This window comes from Streptomyces mayteni (assembly GCF_054783955.1).
Map to the genome: position 1 here is coordinate 60468 of NZ_BAAGPR010000015.1, position 19359 is coordinate 79826.

14 protein-coding genes and 1 pseudogene are annotated in these 19359 nt (G+C 73.6%); 4 read left to right on the forward strand and 11 right to left on the reverse strand.

Translation table 11 applies throughout. The features are described from left to right. The first annotated feature begins 71 nt into the window (after window positions 1–71). Entirely contained in the window at window positions 72–689 is a 618-nt protein-coding gene (locus ACYVPE_RS10020; protein WP_461033111.1) for a Uma2 family endonuclease, read from the forward strand. Here ACYVPE_RS10020 and ACYVPE_RS10025 read toward each other — a convergent pair. Beyond that, window positions 686–1648, reverse strand: a complete 963-nt coding sequence (locus ACYVPE_RS10025; protein WP_461033112.1) for a D-2-hydroxyacid dehydrogenase family protein — start codon at window positions 1646–1648, stop codon at window positions 686–688. The two genes, ACYVPE_RS10020 and ACYVPE_RS10025, sit on opposite strands and share 4 nt — an antisense overlap. Window positions 1649–1834: 186 nt before the next feature. Between ACYVPE_RS10025 and ACYVPE_RS10030 the strand changes: the two genes are divergently transcribed. Beyond that, window positions 1835–2662 carry a putative RNA methyltransferase gene (locus tag ACYVPE_RS10030; RefSeq protein ID WP_461033150.1) on the forward strand — a complete coding sequence of 276 codons (828 nt, stop codon included), beginning with the start codon at window positions 1835–1837 and terminating at the stop codon, window positions 2660–2662. On the opposite strand, the gene ACYVPE_RS10035 is transcribed toward ACYVPE_RS10030, so the two are convergent. After that, a complete protein-coding gene (locus ACYVPE_RS10035) occupies window positions 2625–2996 on the reverse strand; it encodes an ArsR/SmtB family transcription factor (protein ID WP_461033113.1) in 372 nt (123 codons plus the stop codon). The genes ACYVPE_RS10030 and ACYVPE_RS10035 overlap by 38 nt on opposite strands. Before the next feature lie 115 nt (window positions 2997–3111). On the opposite strand from ACYVPE_RS10035, the gene ACYVPE_RS10040 reads away from it, so the two are divergent. Further along, complete coding sequence (locus ACYVPE_RS10040) at window positions 3112–4068, forward strand: phosphotriesterase family protein (protein ID WP_461033114.1); 957 nt, start codon at window positions 3112–3114, stop codon at window positions 4066–4068. A gap of 28 nt (window positions 4069–4096) precedes the next feature. Here ACYVPE_RS10040 and ACYVPE_RS10045 read toward each other — a convergent pair whose 3' ends face one another. The 9 genes and pseudogenes from ACYVPE_RS10045 to ACYVPE_RS10085 form a co-directional block, all read right to left on the reverse strand. After that, complete coding sequence (locus tag ACYVPE_RS10045; RefSeq protein WP_461033115.1) at window positions 4097–4225, reverse strand: hypothetical protein; 129 nt, start codon at window positions 4223–4225, stop codon at window positions 4097–4099. 161 nt (window positions 4226–4386) lie between these two features. Continuing rightward, window positions 4387–4914 (reverse strand): annotated as a pseudogene (locus ACYVPE_RS10050) (phosphotransferase); the annotation flags it as partial. Window positions 4915–5004: 90 nt separating this feature from the next. Continuing rightward, on the reverse strand, window positions 5005–7239 hold the full coding sequence (locus ACYVPE_RS10055; RefSeq protein WP_461033116.1) for an MMPL family transporter: 2235 nt from the start codon (window positions 7237–7239) through the stop codon (window positions 5005–5007). 99 nt (window positions 7240–7338) lie between these two features. Beyond that, on the reverse strand, window positions 7339–8496 hold the full coding sequence (locus ACYVPE_RS10060; protein ID WP_461033117.1) for an alpha/beta hydrolase: 1158 nt from the start codon (window positions 8494–8496) through the stop codon (window positions 7339–7341). A 50-nt stretch (window positions 8497–8546) separates the two neighbouring features. After that, a complete protein-coding gene (locus ACYVPE_RS10065; protein ID WP_461033118.1) occupies window positions 8547–9596 on the reverse strand; it encodes an NAD-dependent epimerase/dehydratase family protein in 1050 nt (349 codons plus the stop codon). Beyond that, window positions 9593–11923: an MMPL family transporter gene (locus tag ACYVPE_RS10070; protein WP_461033119.1), complete on the reverse strand. Its 2331-nt coding sequence runs from the start codon at window positions 11921–11923 to the stop codon at window positions 9593–9595. The genes ACYVPE_RS10065 and ACYVPE_RS10070 overlap by 4 nt, the downstream gene beginning before the upstream one ends. 9 nt (window positions 11924–11932) lie before the next feature. Next, window positions 11933–13582, reverse strand: coding sequence for an FAD-dependent monooxygenase (locus tag ACYVPE_RS10075; protein ID WP_461033120.1), 1650 nt, complete (start codon window positions 13580–13582; stop codon window positions 11933–11935). Beyond that, on the reverse strand, window positions 13579–14259 hold the full coding sequence (locus ACYVPE_RS10080; RefSeq protein WP_461033121.1) for an HAD family hydrolase: 681 nt from the start codon (window positions 14257–14259) through the stop codon (window positions 13579–13581). Before ACYVPE_RS10080 ends, ACYVPE_RS10075 begins: the two co-directional genes overlap by 4 nt. After that, window positions 14256–15275 (reverse strand): ScbA/BarX family gamma-butyrolactone biosynthesis protein, encoded by a 1020-nt coding sequence (locus tag ACYVPE_RS10085; RefSeq protein ID WP_461033122.1) that lies wholly within the window; start codon window positions 15273–15275, stop codon window positions 14256–14258. The genes ACYVPE_RS10080 and ACYVPE_RS10085 overlap by 4 nt, the downstream gene beginning before the upstream one ends. Window positions 15276–15606: 331 nt before the next feature. On the opposite strand from ACYVPE_RS10085, the gene ACYVPE_RS10090 reads away from it, so the two are divergent. Continuing rightward, window positions 15607–18582 (forward strand): AfsR/SARP family transcriptional regulator, encoded by a 2976-nt coding sequence (locus tag ACYVPE_RS10090; RefSeq protein WP_461033123.1) that lies wholly within the window; start codon window positions 15607–15609, stop codon window positions 18580–18582. The last annotated feature ends 777 nt before the right edge of the window (window positions 18583–19359 follow it).

Here is a 19359-nt window from a genome sequence, read left to right on the forward strand (position 1 = left end):
CGTCCATCACTTCGGGTGAGGGTACGGTCATATGGAGGGATCACCTCCCCCGTCTCGTCCATTCTGTGTCCATGGGAGTACTGATGACCGAGCGCCCGCAGGAGATCCAGGCGACTTCGGACAACTGGTGGCGCGCGCCGGCGGAAGGCTGGACGTTCGACCAGGTCAAGGACGTGGAGCTCCCGTTCGACTGGGAACTGGTGGACGGAGTGATCGTGGTCCGGGGACAGACGCCTTATTGGCACGACAAGGTGAAGGGCGCGATCTTCCGTGCCCTGTCCTCGGCCGGGCCGAAGTCCCATGAGGTAGCGGTCGAGACCTGCGTGATGGTCGACGAGCGGAATGTCATCAAGCCGGACGTCGTCGTCTTCGACAAGCGGGGCCTCGATCCCTTCACCATGGAGTGCGTGCCGGTGTCGCACGTCCGGCTGGCCGTGGAGGTCGTCTCCCCCGGCTCGCAGCGGCAGGACCGGGGGGTGAAGCCGGCGATGCTGGCCGAGGCCGCCGTGCCGCACTACTGGTGCGTCGAGCGCGACAGGGAGAACCTTCCGGTCGTGGCCGAGTACCGGATCGATCCGGACACCGGCGCCTACATCCCCGCCCATGAACACGCGGTCCACCGCGACAAGCTGACCACCCAGGAGCCGTTCCCGGTCGAGATCGACCTCCGTGCCCTGATCGAGTTCTAGCCGCCGAGGACGCGGACCGGTTCGCCGGCCAGGAAGGCGGCGATGTCCTCCACCGCCTCGCCGTAGAACCTGCGGTAGTTGCCCTCCGTCACATAGCCCAGGTGCGGGGTGGCGAGCAGCCCGGGCAGGGTGCGGAACTCGTGGTCGGCGGGGAGCGGTTCGGTGTCGTGGACGTCGACCGCGGCGCCCGCGATCCAGCCCTCGCGGAGGGCCCTGGCGAGCGCGGCCTGGTCGACGAGGGCGGCGCGCGAGGTGTTGACCAGGCGGGCGGTGGGCCGCATCCGGCGCAGTTCCGCCTCGCCGAGCAGGCCCCTGGTGCGGTCGCTCAACACCATGTGCAGGGAGACGAAGTCGCTGGTCGCCAGCAGCTCGTCGAGGCCGGCGGCCAGGGTGGCGCCGCCGGCCGCGGCCCGTTCCTCGGTCAGGTTGGGGCTCCAGGCCACCACCTCCATCCCGAAGGCCGCGCCGACCGCGGCCACCCGGGACCCGATCTTCCCCAGGCCGATCAGGCCGAGCCGGCGCCCGTGCAGGTCGACGCCGAGGGTGGACTGCCAGGGCCCGCCGTCGCGGACGGCCGCGCTCTCCCGGGGCAGGTTGCGGGCCAGGCCGAGGAGCAGCGCCCAGGTGTGCTCGACGGTCGGTTCTGAGCGGCTGAACGTGCCGCAGACGGTGACGCCGTGCCGCTCGGCCGCCGCCAGGTCGACGGACGCGTTGCGCATCCCGGTGGTGACCAGCAGCCGCAGCCTGGGCAGCCGGTCGAACAACTCGGCCGGGAACGGGGTGCGTTCCCGCATGATGACGACGATCTCGCAGTCGCCGATCAGCTCGACGAGCCGGTCGCGGTCGGCGATGTACTCCCGGACGACGGTGACGTCGACGGCGTCGGCGAGCGGCGACCAGTCGGCCATGGTGAGCGCGACGCCCTGGTAGTCGTCGAGCACGGCGCAGCGCAGCTTCATGGTGGTCACCCTACGCCGGCCCCGCTGAGCTGGGCAGACGGGTAACATCCCGGGCATGGCATGCGACGGAAGCGCGCTGGCCTTCTTCTGAGCCGGCGGTGAGACGACGGCGGGCGCCCGGCGCTGGTGACCCCACCCCGACCGCCGTGCACCGACCTAGGAACCACGAACCCCATGAACGTCCCGATGCCCGACGCCGCCTTGGCCATGCTCAGGTGTCCGATCTGCGGCGGTCCGCTGCGGCCCGCCGACCGTGCCCTCCGGTGCCCGGAGCGGCACTCGTTCGACGTCGCCAGGCAGGGCTATGTGAGCCTGCTGACCGGCGGCGGGTCGCCGCCCGGCGCCGACACCGCCGAGATGGTGCGGGCCAGGGCCGACTTCCTGGCGGCCGGCCACTACGCGCCGATCGCGGCGGCGGTGTCCGACGCCTGTCCCCCGTCCGCCGAGACCGTGGTGGACGCCGGCACCGGCACCGGCTACTACCTGGCCGCGGTGCTCGACGCCCGGCCGGCGGCCGTCGGGCTCGGGCTCGACGCCGCCAAGCACGCGCTGCGGCACGCGGCACGGGCCCACGCCAGGATCGCCGCCGCGGCCTGCGACGTCTGGCACTCGCTGCCGGTCGCGGACGCGTCGGCGGACGCCGTGCTGAACGTCTTCGCGCCGCGCAACGGCGCCGAGTTCCGGCGGGTGTTGCGGCCGGGGGGCGCGCTGGTGGTGGTCACGCCCACCGAGCGCCACCTGGCGGAACTGCGGGGACCGCTCGGGCTGTTGTCGGTGGACGCGGCCAAGGAGGAACGGGTGCGGCGGACGCTGGACGGGCACTTCGCGCCGGCGGGACCGGCGTCGCTCATCGAGTATCCGGTGGAGTTGTCGGCGGCCGGGGCGACGGCGCTGGTCTCGATGGGGCCTTCCGCGCGGCACGTGACCCCGGACGAGTTGGGGCGGCGGGTGGCGGCGCTGCCGGCGCCGGCGCGGGTCACGGTCTCGGTGCGGGTGGCGGTGTACCGCCCGTGACGGCGGGGCCTTCTGGCTCGGCCGCCCGCTTCAGTGCGGCGAGGCGCCGGTCCCAGGAGGCCGACAGTTCGTCGAGCCAGCGCGCCGACGCGTCGAGCGGGGCCGGGCGCACCCGGTAGAGCACCTCGCGGCCGGCGCGGCCGCCGCTGACCAGGCCGGCGTCGAGCAGCACCTGGAGGTGCTTGACGACGGCCTGCCGGGAGACCGGGAGCCGGCCGGCCAGCGTGGTGGCGCTGGCCTGGCCGGCCTCGGCGAGCGCGTCGAGCAGCCGCCGGCGCGTCGGGTCGGCCAGCGCGACGAGGACGGGACCGATGTCGCGCTGGTCGTGGCTCATAACGCCACATCCTGCGCGCGGCCTCGGAGAAAGTCCATCTGTCGCGCCCGGCCCCTGACGCCACCGAGGCGCAACCGTCGGGTAGCAGGTCGTGGGCGGCGGCTACGATTCGGGTATGCCTGACGCTCTCGCCATCCGCACCGTCCTGGGGGACATCGCCCCCGGTGAGCTGGGAGTCTGCGACGCGCACGACCACCTCTTCCTCCGCTCGGCGCGGCTGCCGGGGCAGGAGTTGGACGATCTCCCGGCGGCCGTCGAGGAGTTGCGCGCCTTCGCCGCCGCGGGCGGGCGGGCGGTCGCGCAGTGGACACCGTTCGGCATGGGCCGGCGGGCCGGCCGGCTCGGCGAGGTGTCACGGACCGCCGGCGTGCACCTGATCGCCGCCACCGGCTTCCACCAGGTGGCGCACGAGGGCGAGTTGATGACCGAGCGGGTCGCCGGGCGGCTCGCGGAGCTGTTCGTGGACGAACTCTCGCGCGGGCTGCGCAACGACGACGACCCCGACGGCGCCAACGGCACGGCGCGGGCCGGCCTGATCAAGGTGGCCGGCGCCTTCCACGGCCTCGACGCGCACGCCCGCGCGGTGATGACGGCGGCCGCCGAGGCGCACCACGCGACCGACGCGCCCATCGGGGTGCATCTGGAGGGCGGCACGGCGGCCCTGGACGTGCTGGCACTGCTGTGCGAGAAGCTGAACGTCTCGCCGGCGCGGGTCATCCTCAGCCACCTCAACCGCTCCCCCGACGCGCGGGTGCACCGGCAGGCCGCCGAGGCGGGCGCGTTCCTGGCGTTCGACGGCCCGTCGCGCGCCCACCACGCCACCGACTGGCGGCTGCTCGACGCGCTGGCCGCGCTCTGCGAGGCCGGGCACGCCGACCGGCTGCTGCTCGGCGGCGACACCACCACGGCCCGGGCGAGGGCCGCTGCGGCCGGCGGTGAGGGCCCCGGGATGCCGTTCCTGTTGACCGGGCTCCGGCCCCGGGTGGAGCGGGAGTTGGGCGAGCGGGTGGCCAACGCGATCTTCGTCGACAACCCGGCACGGGCGTTCGCCGCCGCCTGGGGCAGTCGCTGACCCGCTAGGTCCTGTCCTGCCGGAGGGCCTAGTCGAGCAGCGCCGCCGTCCACAACTCCGCGCGGCGCTCGACGTATTCGGCGTCGCCGAGCCAGGCGTCGCCGTGGCCCTGAGTATGGGGGCACCTCCCAGCGTTAGCTGGGGGAGTGTGGTCCACGGTTCGACGCCCTCGGCCGCGCGGTCGCGGAGGAAGTCGTGCATGGCGCGGGTGCGGCGGCCCAACAGCGGGACGAGGGCACGCCGGTCGGCCTCGTCGAGGCCGTACGCGTCGACGAAGGCCCGTAGCCGGGCGGCGGCCAGCGGATCCGGGTGCCGGTAGGCGGGGTTGGCGGTGAGCTGGACGAAGCCGCGGGCCGCGTAGGCCAGATCCCACAGGCGGGTGCCCGGCCCCGCGCCGTCCCAGTCGATGAGGACCCACGAGTCGGCGGCCTCGTCCACCACCAGGTTCCAGGGGGCCAGGTCGTGGTGGGCGACGAGTTCGGCGCCGTCGGCCGGCATCAGGGGCCGCCACCTGGCGTCCGGCGGCGGGGTGAAGTCGGCGACGGCGTCGTGGTAGTCGCGGATCAGCCGGGCCACCCCGGCCAGCCGGTCGGCGGGGTCGAGCAGCGCCATCCGGTCGGGCCAGAGGGTGGTGCCGGGGGCGAACGTCAGTACCTCGCGGCCCTGTTCGTCGATCCCCAGCGGGCGGGGCGCGGCGTGGTAGCCGACCGCGTGCAGGTGGCGCAGCAGGGCGTGGACGGCCGGCGTCTGCGGGCCGGCGGGGCGGCGCACGGTGTCGCCGACGAGGACCACGCCGGCGCTGACGTTCCCGCCGGTCAGCGGGGTCTCTTCGGAGGTGTGCGGCATGCCGGGCAGTCTCACACGGCCGGGGCGCCCGCGCACGGTGGATTCCGTCGAGCCGGGGGAGCCCGGCGGAATCCACCGCTCGCCGGCGGACTACCGCTTGCCGGCGACCGCGGGCGCGGCGGGTGCCGGCTCCGCCGGCGGTGCCTCACGCAGCCCGAACCGTTCGTGCAGCCTGCGCAGCGGCGCCGGCGCCCACCAGTTGGCGTCGCCGGCCAGCCGCATCGCGGCCGGCACCAGCACCGTCCTGATCAGCAGCGCGTCCACCAGGACGGCGAGCGCCATGCCGACGCCGAGCTGCTTGAGGAAGACCACGCTGCCGGTGACATAGGCGGCGAAGGTCAGCGCCAGGATGCCGGCGGCGGCCGTGATCAACGGCGCGCTGCGCTGGATGCCGGCGGCCACCGCCGCCGTGTTGTCGCCGGTGCGGTCGTACTCCTCCTTGATCCTCGCCATGATGAACACCTCGTAGTCCATCGAGAGCCCGTAGGCGATGCAGAACATCAGGATCGGGATGCTGGGTTCCATCTTCCCCGCCGGGGTGAAGTCGAGGAGCCCGGAGAGGTGGCCGTCCTGGAAGACCCACACCAGCGACCCGAACATCACGGTGAGGCTGAGGACGTTGGCCACGGTGGCCTTGGCCGGGATGAGGACGCTGCCGGTCATGAGGAAGATGATGACGAAGGTGACCACGAGGATGATGGCGATCACCAGCGGCAGCCGGTCGAGGAGCGCCTCCCTGAAGTCGGTCATGGCGGCGGGGAATCCGCCGACCAGCACGTCGTAGGGGGCCTCTACGGCGCGGATCTCGGCGACGAGTTCCGTCATGTCGCCCTCCAGTGCGGCCCGGTCGGCGACCACCGTGATGCGGGCGGCGTCGTCGGTGGCGAACCGTTCGAGGTCGGCGGCGGGTTCCGCGACCCGGGTGCCGTCCGCGTAGGTGCCGGTGGGCCCCTCGACCTGGAAGACGCCAGGCTGTTCGGAGAGCGTGGCGGCGTAGGCGTCGGTGTCGGTGCCCGCCGGGTCCGCGACGTCGGTGGCGACGATCTGTAGGCCGTCGGTGACCTCGGTCGGGAAGTTGGTCCTGATCTCCTCCTGAGTGACGCGGCTCGAGGCGTCCGAGGGCAGCACCCGCTCGTCGGGCAGGCCGAACTGGGCGCCGAGGAACGGCGCGCCGAGCGCCAGCAGCACGACGAGCACCGGCAGGCCGTAGAGCAGCGGCCGGCGCATCACGCGCAGCGTGGACCGGTACCAGCGGCCGGCGGTGACGTCGGTGGTGGTGGACGGCGGGCGGGGCCGCAGGACCCGGTGGCCGACGGCGGCGAGCGCGGCGGGCAGCAGCACGACGGCGCCGAACGCGGCCGTCAGCACGACGGCGATGCCGCCGTAGGCGAAGGACTGGAGGAAGGGGAAGGGGAAGGCGAACAGCGCGGCGAGCGAGGCGGCCACGGTGATGCCGCTGAAGAGCACGGTGCGGCCGGCGGTCTCGACGGTACGGGCCGCGGCGGTCAGCTTGTCGCGGCCGGCGGCGCTCTCCTCCCGGAAGCGGGCGATGACGAACAGGCTGTAGTCGATGCCGAGGCCGAGGCCGAGCACCAGCGCCAGGTTGGCGGCGAAGGTGGAGACCTCGACGAACGCGGTGACGCCGCGCAGGATGGCCAGCGTGGCGAGCACGGAGAACAGGCCCACGCCCAGCGTGAGTCCGGCAGCCGACCAGCGGCGGTAGGCCCACACGAGCAGCACCAGGACGACCGGGACGATGACGGCCTCGGCCCGCAGGAAGTCCTGCCGCGACTCGTCGCTCACCTGCCGGAAGATCTCGTCTTGGCCGCCTGTCTGGACGGTGAACAGCTCCTCGTCCCGGGTGAACCGGGGTGAGACGTCCGCGAGTTCCTCGCGGACCTCGGTGGCGTCCCCGGCCAGCCAGGCGACCACGAGTGCCTGGGTGCGGTCCTGGCTGGCCAGGGTCGGGGTGTTGCCGCGGGTCCAGTAGGAGCCGACGGTGGTGACCAGGGGTTCCTCGGCCAGCTCCGCCGTCAGTGCGCTGCCCGCCTCGGCCACCGCCGCGTCGTCGACCGTGCCCTCCTTCGCTGTGACCAGCAGCAGGAAGTTGGGGCTGCCGTCGCCGAACTCCGCCCGCAGCACGTCCTCGGCCCGGTCGGACTCGGATCCGGGGGCCTCGAAGCGGGAGAGCGAAAGGGCGCTCTGGGCGCCGGCGCCGATCGCGGCGGCGATCGCGAAGAGGATCGCCCCGACGACGAGCACGGCGCGGCGACGCCGGGTGGCCAGGCCGCCGAGCCGACTCAGCGGCGGCGGTGATGCGGACATGAACGTGACTCCTCGGTGTCAACCCGTTGTGGGGGTGGGGTGGTTCGGTTCAGTGCGATTCGGTGTGGTGCGGTGGGGGGACGGGTGGGGCCCGGGCGATCAACCTCCCTGTCGGTCGAGCCAGTCGGCGGCGGCGTCGAACGCCTGCTGGGCTTCGAGCGCCATGTTGATGTAGTGGCCGGCGCCGGGGATCTCGACGACCTCGGTCTCGGGACTCCCGGTGAACAGCGCGCGGTGCTCCTCGCCGCCCTCGACGCGGGCGCTCTCCGCGCCGTACATGAAGAGCACCGGCACGTCGATCTCCGAGACGTGCTGGACGTCCATCAGGACGCCGGCGAGCTGGGAGACCATGTCGCCGCACGGATGCGCGTTCTGCTGGGGCAGCGAGAGCTCGAGCACCTCGGGTTCGGTCTCGGTGAAGTTGCCGGTGTCGAACTCCTCGGTGCCGAGGTCGTAGTAGGCGTACCCCTCGTCGCCGCCGCGCAGGCATGTCTGGAGCGAGGTGAAGAACCTGGCGTTGGCCTCGGGGGTGAGGCCGAGGTCGGTCCAGTCCATGATCATCAGTCCGTCGACGTCCAGGAACGAGTAGGCGGCGATCTGGATGACCTGGCCGCCGTTGGACTGGCCGGCGAGGAAGACCCGGTCGAACGACGGGGTGTCGTCGCCCGGCAGGGCGTCGGGCTCGCCGATCTCGTAGCCGCCGTCGCGGAGTTGGTCGGTGATCTGCTGGGCCATGTCGGCCTGGCCGCCGATGCAGGAGCCGAGGCCGTTCGGCTGGTCGCTGGAGTCGTAGCCGAGCCGGTCGATGGTCAGCGAGGCGTGGCCGCGCAGCGCCAGCTCCTCGGCGTAGTGGTAGCCCTCGGCGTCGAGGCGCCAGTACCACTCGCCGCCCGCGATGCCGTGCTCGTAGAGAGTGATCGGCGTCTCCTCGCCGGCCGCCTCGCCCTCCAACAGGGCGCGGGGCGCGGTGAGATGGCCACGGATGGTGTAGGTCTCGCCGTCCACGGCGCAGGCCGCGAGCGTGCGGTTCTGGTTGACGACGGTGAAGGAGACCGGCACGTCGACGATGTCGGCGTCGGCCATTCGCTCGGCCGTGGCCTCGGCCGCCTGTTCGGCGTTGATCTCGGCGGCCCTGGCCTCGGCGGCCGGGTCGGCGGGCGCGGTCGGCTCGGAGGCGACGGCGAGCGCCCAGTAGGCGGGGCTGAGGGCGAGCAGCGTGGCGGCGGCCCCCAGGGCGATGGTTCTGGTGCGGGGCATGGGTCGGGTCCTCCTGGCTGCTTGCGCCCGTGCTGGCGGTGGTTGGGGGCTCACGCGGCGGCCCCTGTGGTGTTGGTGAGGAGCCCCGCGGCCCGGTACCAGGCGGCCTCGTCCGCGAAGGTCTGCGCCAACGGGCGGAAGGAGACGCCGAGTTCGCGCTCGGCGCGGGCTGAGGTGATCCGGGTGCGGTTGCCGTCGAGCAGCACCCGCACCCCCTCCCTGGTGGCGATGGGCGGCTGGCGCCGCAGCTTCGCCGAGAGTTCGAGCACGGTGGCGAAGGCGAACGCGGCGCCGGCCGGCACCTCGCGCGGCGCGGGCACGCCGACGGCCTCGGCGACGCCGGTGACGGTGCTCGAAAGCCGCTGCCAGCGGCCGGCGACGATGTAGCGGCGCAGGCTCTGGCCGGTCTCGGCGGCCCGCAGCAGGGCGTCGGCCACGTCGCGGACGTCGACCACGTGGTTGCCGGCCCGCGGCACGGCCCGCAACTGCCGTTTGGCGACGGAGAGGAAGAGCCGGCCGGCCGAGGTGGGGCCGACGTCGCGCGGGCCCCACATCCAGCCGGGCAGCACGATCGGCACCCGCAGCGCCGGCTCGCGGACGCAGAACTCCAGGATCACCTCCTCGGCCCGCACCTTGCTCGCCCGGTAGGAGTTGCGCTCCCAGCCGGGCGGCGGGGGCGCCGACTCGTCGGCCGGCGCCTCCGCGCTGCCGGGCGCCAGGGTGGTGATGGAGCTGGTGTGCACCATGACCGGCACCCCGGCGTCGACCGCCTCACGCAGCAGGTCGCGCACCGCGTCGACGTTGGTGCGGAACAGCAGCGGCAGGTCGGGGTCCGGCTGGTAGTACTCGCGGAAGTAGGCCGCGGTGTGGATGACGGCGTCGGCGCCGACGAGTGCGGAGCGGTAGCTGGCCGGCTCGTTGACGTCGCCCACCACCAGCGTCAGCCCGGCGTGTTCCGGCAGCACGCGGCGCGCCTTCGCCGGGTCGCGGACCAGGGCCACGGCCTGGTGGCCCTGGGTCAACAGCCGCTCGACGACGGCCGTGCCAAGCAGCCCGGTGGCGCCGGTGACGACCACGCGGCGGGGGGTCTCGTCGCTCATGACGCGTCCTCGAGTACGGGTTCGGGTTGGCGTGGCGCGGCCGGTGGGCCGGCGCCCTTCGATGGCGGCTCCGGGGCCTCCTCGCGGAGCCCGAACCGCTCCTGAAAGCGGCGCAACGGGGCCGGCGCCCACCAGGTGAGCCGGCCGCCGAGCCGCATCACGGACGGCAGCAGCAGGCCGCGGACCAGCGTGGCGTCGACGATGACGGCGAGCGCGAGGCCGATCCCGAGCATCTTGGTGTTGGTGATCCGCGAGGTGCCGATGGCGACGAGCACCACGGAGAGGATCACGGCGGCCGCGGTGATGACGCCGCCGGTACGCTGCACGCCGGCCACGATGGCGCCCTGCGGGTCGCCGGTGCGGCGGTACTCCTCGGTGACCCGGGAGAGCAGGAAGACGCCGTAGTCCATGGAGAGTCCGAAGGCGACGCAGAACATCAGCACCGGCAGCGTCACCTCGATGGTGCCCGTCGCGGTGAAGCCGAGCGCCCCCGACAGGTTGCCGTCCTGGAAGATCCAGACGACGGCGCCGAACATGGCGGACAGACTCAGCGCGTTGAGCACCACGGACATCACCGGGATCAGCAGGCTGCCGGTGAGCAGGAACATCAGCAGCAGCGAGGCGCCGACGATGATCAGCAGGGCCCAGCCGAGCCGCGAGGAGATGGCCCGCTTGCTGTCCTCGAGCACGGCCGCGTCGCCGCCGACCAGGGTCTCGAAGGCCCGGAAGTCGGCCTGCTCGGCCAGGCCCCTGGCGCCGAGCACGATCTCGCGTGCCTCGGCCGAGCTGACCTCGATGCCGGACTCGGGTACCAGGGAGATGTGGCTCATGCCCTCGTGGGCGCGCAGCGCGTGGGCCGGGGTCTCGGAGACGGTCCGCTCGCCGTCCTCGTAGGTGCCGACGGGGCTGTCGACGGTGGAGACGCCGGGCAGTTCGGAGAGCCGCAGCGCGAACACCTCGATGCCGTCCGCGTCACGCTCCGAGTCGGCCTGGCGGGCGACCAGTTCGATGGTGGCGGTGGCGGCGGAGTCGAAGTCGTCCCTGATGATGTCCTGCGCCACCCTGGCGTCGGCCGTGGCCGGCAGCTGCCGGTCGTCGGTGGTGCCGAACTCCACGCGCAGGAACGGGAGTCCGACGACCACCAGGAGGACGGTGCTGCCGATCGCGACCAGCGGCGCGTGCCGCACCGCGCCGCCGGCGAGCGCCCGCCAGGCGCCGCCGCCCTCGGCGGTGGCGGCCGGCTCCCGCCGCCGCCTGATCCGCAGCGCGTCGACCCGGTGGCCGAGGAGCAGCAGCACGGCGGGCAGCAGCACCAGCGCCGCGGCGGCGGCGAGCAGCACGACGCTGATGCCGGCGTAGGCGAAGGAGCGCAGGAAGTAGAGCGGGAAGACCAGCATCGCCGAGAGCGCGATGGCGACGGTCAGGGCCGAGAACAGCACGGCGCGTCCCGCGGTGCGCACGGTCTTCGCGACGGCCTCGCGCGGCGCGAGGCCGCCGGCCAGCTCCTCCCGGTAGCGGCGCACGATCAGCAGCGCGTAGTCGATGGCCAGGCCGAGGCCGAGCGCGGTGGTGAGGTTCTGCGCGAACATCGAGACGTCGGTGAACTCGGTGACGACGCGCAGCGCCGCGTTGGTGCCGAGGATGGCCACCACGCCCACGCCGAGCGGGAGCAGTGCGGCGACCACGCCGCCGAACACCAGGATCAGGATGATCAGGGTGATCGGCAGCGCGATCAGTTCGGCGGTGAGCAGGTCCTCGGAGATGGTCTCCTGGATCTGGCCGATGGCGGCGACGCTGCCGCCGATCCGCACCTCGACTTGCTCGGTGCCCTCCGGGGTGCCGCGGAAGTCGGGTTCGAGCCTTTCGAGTACGGCCTGGGCCTCGTCCTCGGTGCCCTCGATGTGGGCCACGATCAGCGCGTGGTCGCGCTCCTCGGAGCGCAGTTGCTCGGCGCCGGTCGCCCAGTAGGAGGTGACGCCGGCGACGTCGGGCTCGAACGCGAGGCGCTGCGCGAGCCTGATGCCGTCGGCCGCGACGGCGTTGTCGTCGACGGTGACGTCGTCCGTGGGGCTGACGACCAGCACCAGGTTGGGCTCGCTCGCCGGGAACGCGTCCTCGAGCAGCTCGGTGGCCTGGGACGACTCGGAGCCCTCGTCCTCGGTGCCGCCGGCCAGCAGCCGGTCGGCGACGTCGCCGCCGACCAGCAGCGCGTCGATGATGAACAGCACCGCGAGCAGCAGCACGAACCTGGGCCATCTGGGGCGGTTCTGTTCGCGGTCGGGATCACTTCTGGGATCCCGCTTGGGATCGCTCTTGGGTTTCGCCATGGCGTGAGATCACCGCCGCCCTGGGGTGTCGCCAGCCTGGGCGTCCGCGGACTCCGGTACCCGGGCCAGGAGTTCGCCGATCGCGCGGGATCCGTCGAGCACCAGTCGGGCGCCGACCATGCCGTCGGGGCGGACGTACACGGCCTGGGCCGGGCGGCGTTCGGTGGCGGTCGCGGCGGTGGCGGCGATGGCCACGTCGTAGCTGGCGGCGTCCGGCGCCTGGCCCGCGGTGACGAGCAGCACGTCGACGGCGCCGGGCGCGAAGCTGGCCCTGGCCTGCTCGGCGGCCTTGGCGCACCGCTCGGCGGCGGTGCCGTCGTCGAGGACGACGACGGCGTGCCGGCCGGCGGCGAGGTAGCCGTGCAGGGTAGCCGCCAGGGCGCCGCGCACCGGGGTGAGGACCGTGTCGGACATCCGGCGGCCCGGAGTGACGCCGTCGCCGCCCGGCACCGCGTCGACGGCCGGGCTGGCGGTCAGGTCCAGGTCGATCTGGGCGAGTTCGGGGATGATGCGGCGCTCCAGCGCGCCGCTCTTGGAGAGCCGGCGCAGCAGGGTGTCGCGCAGCGCCCGCACCACCGGGTTGCGGACCAGCCACAGCTTGGTCTGCCGGTCGGCGTTGCGCACGGCCCGCACGGCGGCGGGCCGGCGCTCGGCCTGGTAGCTGTCGAGCAGCGACTCGTCGGCGCCCCGGCAGACGGCGGCCAGCTTCCAGCCGATGTCGTAGCCGTCCTGCACGCCGGTGTTGAGGCCCTGCCCGCCGGCCGGACTGTGCACGTGGGCGGCGTCGCCCGCCAGGAAGACCGCGCCGTGCCGGAACGCGCCGGCGACCCTGGTGTGCACCTGGAACCTGCTGGTCCACCAGGACTCGCCGATTCGCCACCTGCCGGGGCCGCGCTCGTCGAGGAGCTGCTGGAGCTCGGCGGTGTCGGGCCGGTCGGTCCTGGTGCCGGCCGGCTGGTCGAAGAAGACCCGGTGGCCGCCCTTGGGCAGCGCCACCACGACGAGCACGCCGTCCGGCGTCAGGTGGTACTGGGCCTCGGCCTCCGGCAGCGGGGAGCCGCCCGCGGCGTCGAGAACGACGTCGCCGAGCAGGAAGTCGCGCGGGTAGGTGTCGCCCTCGAAGGGCACGCCGAGCGCGCCCCGCACGGTGCTGTGCATGCCGTCGGCGGCGATCAGCCAGCGGGCCCGCAGGGTGGACTCGGCGCCCTCGCCCTCGCCCTCGCCCTCGTCGAGGGTGACGGTCGCCGAGGAGTCGTCGGCGGTGACGGTGAGCACGGTGGTGTTCCACCGCACGGTGCCGCCGAGTTGGGTCAGGCGCTCGTAGAGCAGTTCCTCGGTGACCGGCTGCGGCACGCACAGCGGCCCGGGGAAGCGGGTGTTGGGGAGCCCGCCGAACGCGACGGCCGCCACCTTGCGGCCGCGCGACCAGTACGAGGCTCCGCTCAGCGGCAGGGCGCGCTCGGCGAGCGGGGCGGCGACGTCGAGGCGGTCGAACACCTCGAGGGCGCCGCTCCACATCACGATCGCCTTGGGCGCGGTGGCCGGCCCACTCCGCCGGTCGACGACGGTCACGTCCACTCCCTGCCGCAGCAGGGCGCAGGCGGCGGTCAGCCCGGTCGGCCCGGCCCCCGCGATCAGTACGGTCCGGTCGTTGGTCATGCGCTGGCTCCTCCAGCCATGCGGTCCTGGTCGAGTCCGAGCAGCGCGGCGATCTCCTTGACCGCCTGGCTCGTGTGGTCGAAGTGCACGGTGTGCATGCCGAGTTCGCGAGCCGGGACCAGGTTCTCCTCGGTGTCGTCCACGAACAGGCAGCTGCTCGGCTCCGCGCCGAGCCGTTCGAGCAGCCGGCGGTAGATCTCCGGGTCGGGCTTGCGGATCCGCTCCACCGAGGAGTCGACGACGAGGTCGAAGAGCTCGTCAACGGGCAGCGTCGCCCGCCAACGCGGCTCCCACTCCCGCGCGTTGTTGGTGAGCAGCGCCACGCGACGGCCGTCCTCCCGTACCGTCCGCAGGAACGTGACCAGCTGCTCGTTGGCGTGCCTGCCGAGGAACCACAGCTCCCCGAACGAACGCCCCTCCAACCGACCGACGGCCTCGATCGGCATCTCGGCGACGACGCGCCGCACCATCTGTTCCTCGGTGATCGCCGCGGTCTCCAGATCGGCCATCGGGGTCACCCCGTACCGCCTGGTCGCGGCGGCGAAAGCGGTGGCGATGGTCTCCAGGGGAATGCCGGTCCGGTCGGCGAACGCCTGGTACGTCTCCAGCAGCGGGTTGGTCAGGACGCCGCCGTAGTCGCACACCAGGGTGGTGATCTCGGGTCTCTCGTCGGTCACGCCCACAGCGCCACCTCCAGGGCGACCTCGCTGACGACGCTGCCGCTCTGCTCGAGGACCAGGTCGACCGGGACCGAGAGCAGCCCGACCGACCCGGACTGGCGGACGCCGCCGACCCGGGCGTCGACCGTGGTGGCCAGGTCGAGCTCGGCGAACTCGGGAAAGTGCGCCCGCAGTTCGGAGACCAGCAACTGCTCGGGGAACAGCCCGTGCAGTCGGGCGACCGCCGCCACCGCGAGCTGCCGCGCCGCCTCCAGCTGGAGGTTGCCGGGCACGTGGTCCAACTCGTGGTCGAACAGGTGCGGGTGCCTGGTGTCCACCACGAGGCGGGCGCGCGCGTTACCGCTCGGGTCGACGGTGGGCTCGGTCACCACGACGTTGCGCGGGTCGTGGCGGCCGAGGGTGGAGGGGGCGGCCGGCGCCAGCCGGGAGACCAGGGTGGATCCGGGCGCGGCCTGCCGCACCCGCTCACGGCCCTTGGCGCGCAGCATGCCGAATGCCCGGCGGCTGACGAAGACCAGACCGCCGCTCGCCTCCAGGGCCGGGGCGTCGTCGACGAACATCACGCCGTCGAAGTCGAAGCCGAGCACCCGCCCCGCGCGGTTGCGTTCGGGCCGCACGGTGAGCGTGATGACCACCTGGGCCGGCTTGGATCCGATGCGCAGTGCGTCGACCGAACGGACCTGGTAGTTCATGGACTTGAAGATGAAGGCCGAGTCGAGCGACACGTCGAGGTGGCGGTGGGCCACGAAGACCCCGGCCTGCCGCAGCACCTCGACGATCAGCAGGAAGTCGTAGGTCGCGGCGCGCTCGCCGATCAGGTGGCCGCGGGGCAGTTGGGCGGCGACCTCGAAGACGGCCTCGGAGCGCCCGAGACCGTTCGTCGCGTCGGCGACCGAGTCGGTGATGAAGACCTCGGCCACCGAGGCCCGGTGCACCAGCGCGCGGGGAACGGTCGCGTCGTATCTCAGCCGGTCGCGGGACGAGGCCGAGGGGAGTTTTATGGGCAGGGACATGCCGTGCTCCTTACCGGGACCTGTGCGGGACGGGGCACCACGGCGGTGCCCCGACTAGCGACCATGGCGGTAGCCACTGACGGGGCGTTGGAAGAAACGCTGAAGCCCCCTGAAGGCGAAGCTGAAGCGGAACCGAAGTTCGCTCTCGTGAACTCCTAGTAACTGCCGGGTGATCAAGGGTTGCTTCGCTTATGCTCCACATATCAGCAGAGCGCGCGACCGAAGTGATCAATTCGGAAAAATCGTGATCGATACGGGGGTAGTCGTGAGTCACGATGGTGTTCGGTTCGAGGTTCTCGGACCTGTCAGAGCGCTACATGAGCACAGCGAAGTGACGTTGGGGCCGCCACGCCAGCGAGCGGTGTTGACCGCGCTGCTGCTGCGCGCGCCGCGCCCCATCTCCGCGGAGCGGATCATCACCACGGTCTGGGGCGAGGGCGCCCCGGCGCACGCGGTGAACCTGGTACAGAAGTACGTGTCGGGGCTGCGTCGCTGTCTCCCCGACAGCGCGCCCATCACGCTGAGTTCCGGCGGCTACGCGCTGAACCCCGGGGACGGCTTCGATCTCTGGGAGTTCGAGCAACTGCTGGCCACCGCCAGGGCCGCCCGTGCCGGCGGCCGCCCCGACAACGCGTCCGAGGCCCTGACCAAGGCCACGGCGCTGTGGCGTGGACCACTCGCGGAGGGCATCGGCGGCCCCGGTATCGAACTGGAGCGCGATCGCCTCGCGGAGCGGCAGCTCATCGCCTTCGAAGACCTGTACGCGCTGGGCCTGTTACTCGGCAGCGGCCCCGACTCGGTACCCGAGTTGGTACGGCTCGCGGCCGAGCACCCCCAACGGGAACGGCTCCACGGCCTCCTGATACGCGCGCTGGCCCAGTCCGGGCGCCAGATCGAGGCGCTGGACGTCTACGCACGCATCCGCCGCCGACTCGCCGACGAGTACGGCACCGACCCGGGGCCCGAGCTGCGCTCCGCCCATCGGCAGGTGCTCTCCGGCAGCCCGCAACAGGCCGCCGAGGAGACCACCAGGGACATGCCCACCACCGTCCCCGCCCAACTCCCCCACGAGGCCTTCGGCTTCACCGGGCGCCGCGGGCAGGTCGAGCAGATAACCAGCCTGCTCCGCTCGGACGGCATGCCCATCGTCTACGTCGAGGGCACCGCGGGTGTCGGCAAGACCGCGCTCGTCGTGCACTGCGCCCACCAGGTCGCCGACGACTTCGCCGACGGCCAACTCTTCGCCGACCTCCGCGGCTTCGACCAGCTGGGCCCCGCCCACCCTACCGAGATCCTCGGCGGCTTCCTGCGCGCGTTGGGCATCCCCGCGCAGCGGGTGCCGCCCGACACCCGGGAACGCTCCGACCTCTTCCGCACCCTGCTCGCCAAGCGCCGGCTGCTCGTCGTCCTGGACAACGCCGCCCACGCCGACCAGATCAGGCCCCTGCTCCCCGGAGCGCGCGGCTGCGCCGTGCTGATCACCACCCGCCGCGGCCTCCCCGGGCTGGTGGCCAGCGAGGGCGCCAGGCGGGTCGTGCTGCCCGTGCTGTCGCCACGGGAGGCCGAGCACCTGCTGCGCACCATGCTCGGCCCGGCCGCCGTCGGCCCGGCCGCCACCCAGATCGCCCGCCTCTGCGGCTACCTTCCGCTGGCGCTGCGCCTGGTGGCTGCCGGCGCGGCCGTCAGGTCGGACAGCCTGGACACCGTCGTGAGCCAACTGGCCACCGAGGGCCCGCTGGCCGGCGCCGCCATCCCGGGCGACGAGGAGCTCTCGCTCTCCGCCTCCCTCGACCTCTCCTACGGCACCCTCGACGAGGCCGCCCGCCGGGTGCTGCGCAGGCTCGGCCTCGTCCCGGGACCCCACCTCACCCACAACGGCGCGGCGGTGGTGGCCGGCACCGACGCCGGCGAGACGGAGCGCGCCCTCCAGTCGCTGGTCGCCGCCAACCTCATCGAGGCCCAGTCGCAGGGCCTCTACCGCTTCCCGCACGACCTGCTGCGCGAGTACGCGCGGAAGCGGGCGCTCGCCGAGGAGCCGGACGCCGAACGGGAGGCGGCCGTCCACCGGTTGACGGCCTGGGCGATGCGGGCCGCCTCGCTGGTCGAGGGCGCCTCCGGGCGGCTGTTCACCGCCGCACCGGGCGGCGAGATCACCGCCTCCGACGAGCGGATCCACGGCCGCGCCGACCCCCTGCGGCCCCCGGTCGACGAGTTGGCCAACCTCGCTCCGCTGGCGGAGTACGCCGCGGAACACGGCCCCTACCCCGCCGCCTGGATGCTCGCCCAGCGGCTCTGGGGCACCTGCAAGCACCACAGCCTGATGCCGGAGTGGCTGGCCGGCGCCCAGGCCGGGCTCCGCGCGGCCCGCCGGGCAGGCGACCGGCAGGCCGAGGCGGAGCTGTCCATCAGCCTCGTCGACGCCATGCTCACCGCGGGGCGGATGGACCAGGCCGAGCAGCACGCCCTGCACGCCATGGCCCTGGGCCGGACGTACGACCTGCCGCGGCCGCTGGCTGCCGCCCACGAGCACATGGGGCGCTCCCGATGGCTCACCGGGGACCTCACCGAGGCGCACGAGCTGCTGCTTGAGGCCGTCCGCCGCTACCACGCCCTCGGCGATCCGCTGCGCCTCGCCCTCGCACGCTGCGCACTCGGCCGGGTCGACCTCGACCTGGGCCGCCCCGAGCTCGCCGCCCGCTCCTACGCGACCGCGTTGCGGCTCGCGTCCGCGCACAGGTCACGGCCGCTGCTGGCCGTGATCCACGCCGAACGCGGCGCGGTGCTCGGCACGTTGGGCGACCCGCAGGGCGCGGTCGAGGCGCTGGAGGCGGCCGTGTCACTGGCCGGCGAACTACCGCGCCCCGTCGCGCTCGGCCAGGCCTACCTCAGCACCCACCTCGCCGAGCTCGGCGCCCGCGACCAGGCAAGGGCCGCGGCCTGCAAGGGCGTCAGCACCGCCGAGGGCAGCGGCGACCGGTGGGCCCACGTCGAGGCCCGCAACGCGGCGGGCCGCACGCTCGCCCTGCTCGGCGACACGGCGAGCGCCATCGGCCACCACCGGGCGGCACTGGCCCAGGCCAGAACCCTCAGCTACCGACGCGGCGAACTCCATGCCCTGGCCGGCCTCGCCATGGCCACGGAGCACACCCCCGAGAGCGCGCAGTGGGCGCGCCAGGCCACGTCCCTCGCCAGACGCCACGGCTACGCCGGCGTGGCCAGGGACCTGGCCAGCCTCGACGTCCACCCCGACCACGACGAACCCCGCGCCCACCAGCCCCACGACGCGCCGCGCCTGCGCATCGCCTGACGGCGGAGGCGTCTCGCGTCAACGGAGCCCCCACCGCGCTGCGCGCGGGACAACGGCGTCCCGCCGCAGGCCGCCCTGACGGGCGGTCGCACCACACCGCACCACACCGCACCACACCGCAACCACCGGCAAAGCCAGGCCCGTTCAGCTCCGCTGGGACGACGGCGTCCCAGCACCCCGACGAACGGCCGCACCAGAAGCGGCCGGCCCGCACCACGCCAACGCGCGGCCGGTATCCGCGCCGCGAAGCAGGCGCGTGGCCGGTTGCCGCCCGCCGCCGGCGGCGCCGTCCCATCCTGGCTCGGCCGGGACAGCGGCAGCACCATGCCAGTGGACGCTCCGACCAGCGAACGCCGCGCCGCGAGGCGGGTCGGTGGTGCCAACGGCGCCACGACGGACAGCGCCGCCACACAGAGCCGGGCCGCCGGTGCGCGGCGCACCGCGCCGGACTGGCGAACGGCCGGCCCACCGGCCTTGCGGCCGTCGCCCATGCCGGGGGCCCGGCTCGGCCGGGACGGCGGCACCATGCCGGTGAGCGCCCCGACCGACGGTCGCCGCGGCACCGCGAGCCGCCGGTCCGCTCAGGCCGGTCGACGTCCTGTCGGCGTCCGCCGCGCGGCCCCGGCCGGGGCTGCATCAGCGCGGCAGCGCTAGGGCCTGTCTTTTGGATCTTCGTGGATCAGGCCTTGGCTCCCCCAGGCCTGGCGGCCTGGGTGGGGGTGCCCCCTGCACGGAGTGCTTGGGGGAGTACCCCCAGTCGCTTCGCTCAGGCGCCCC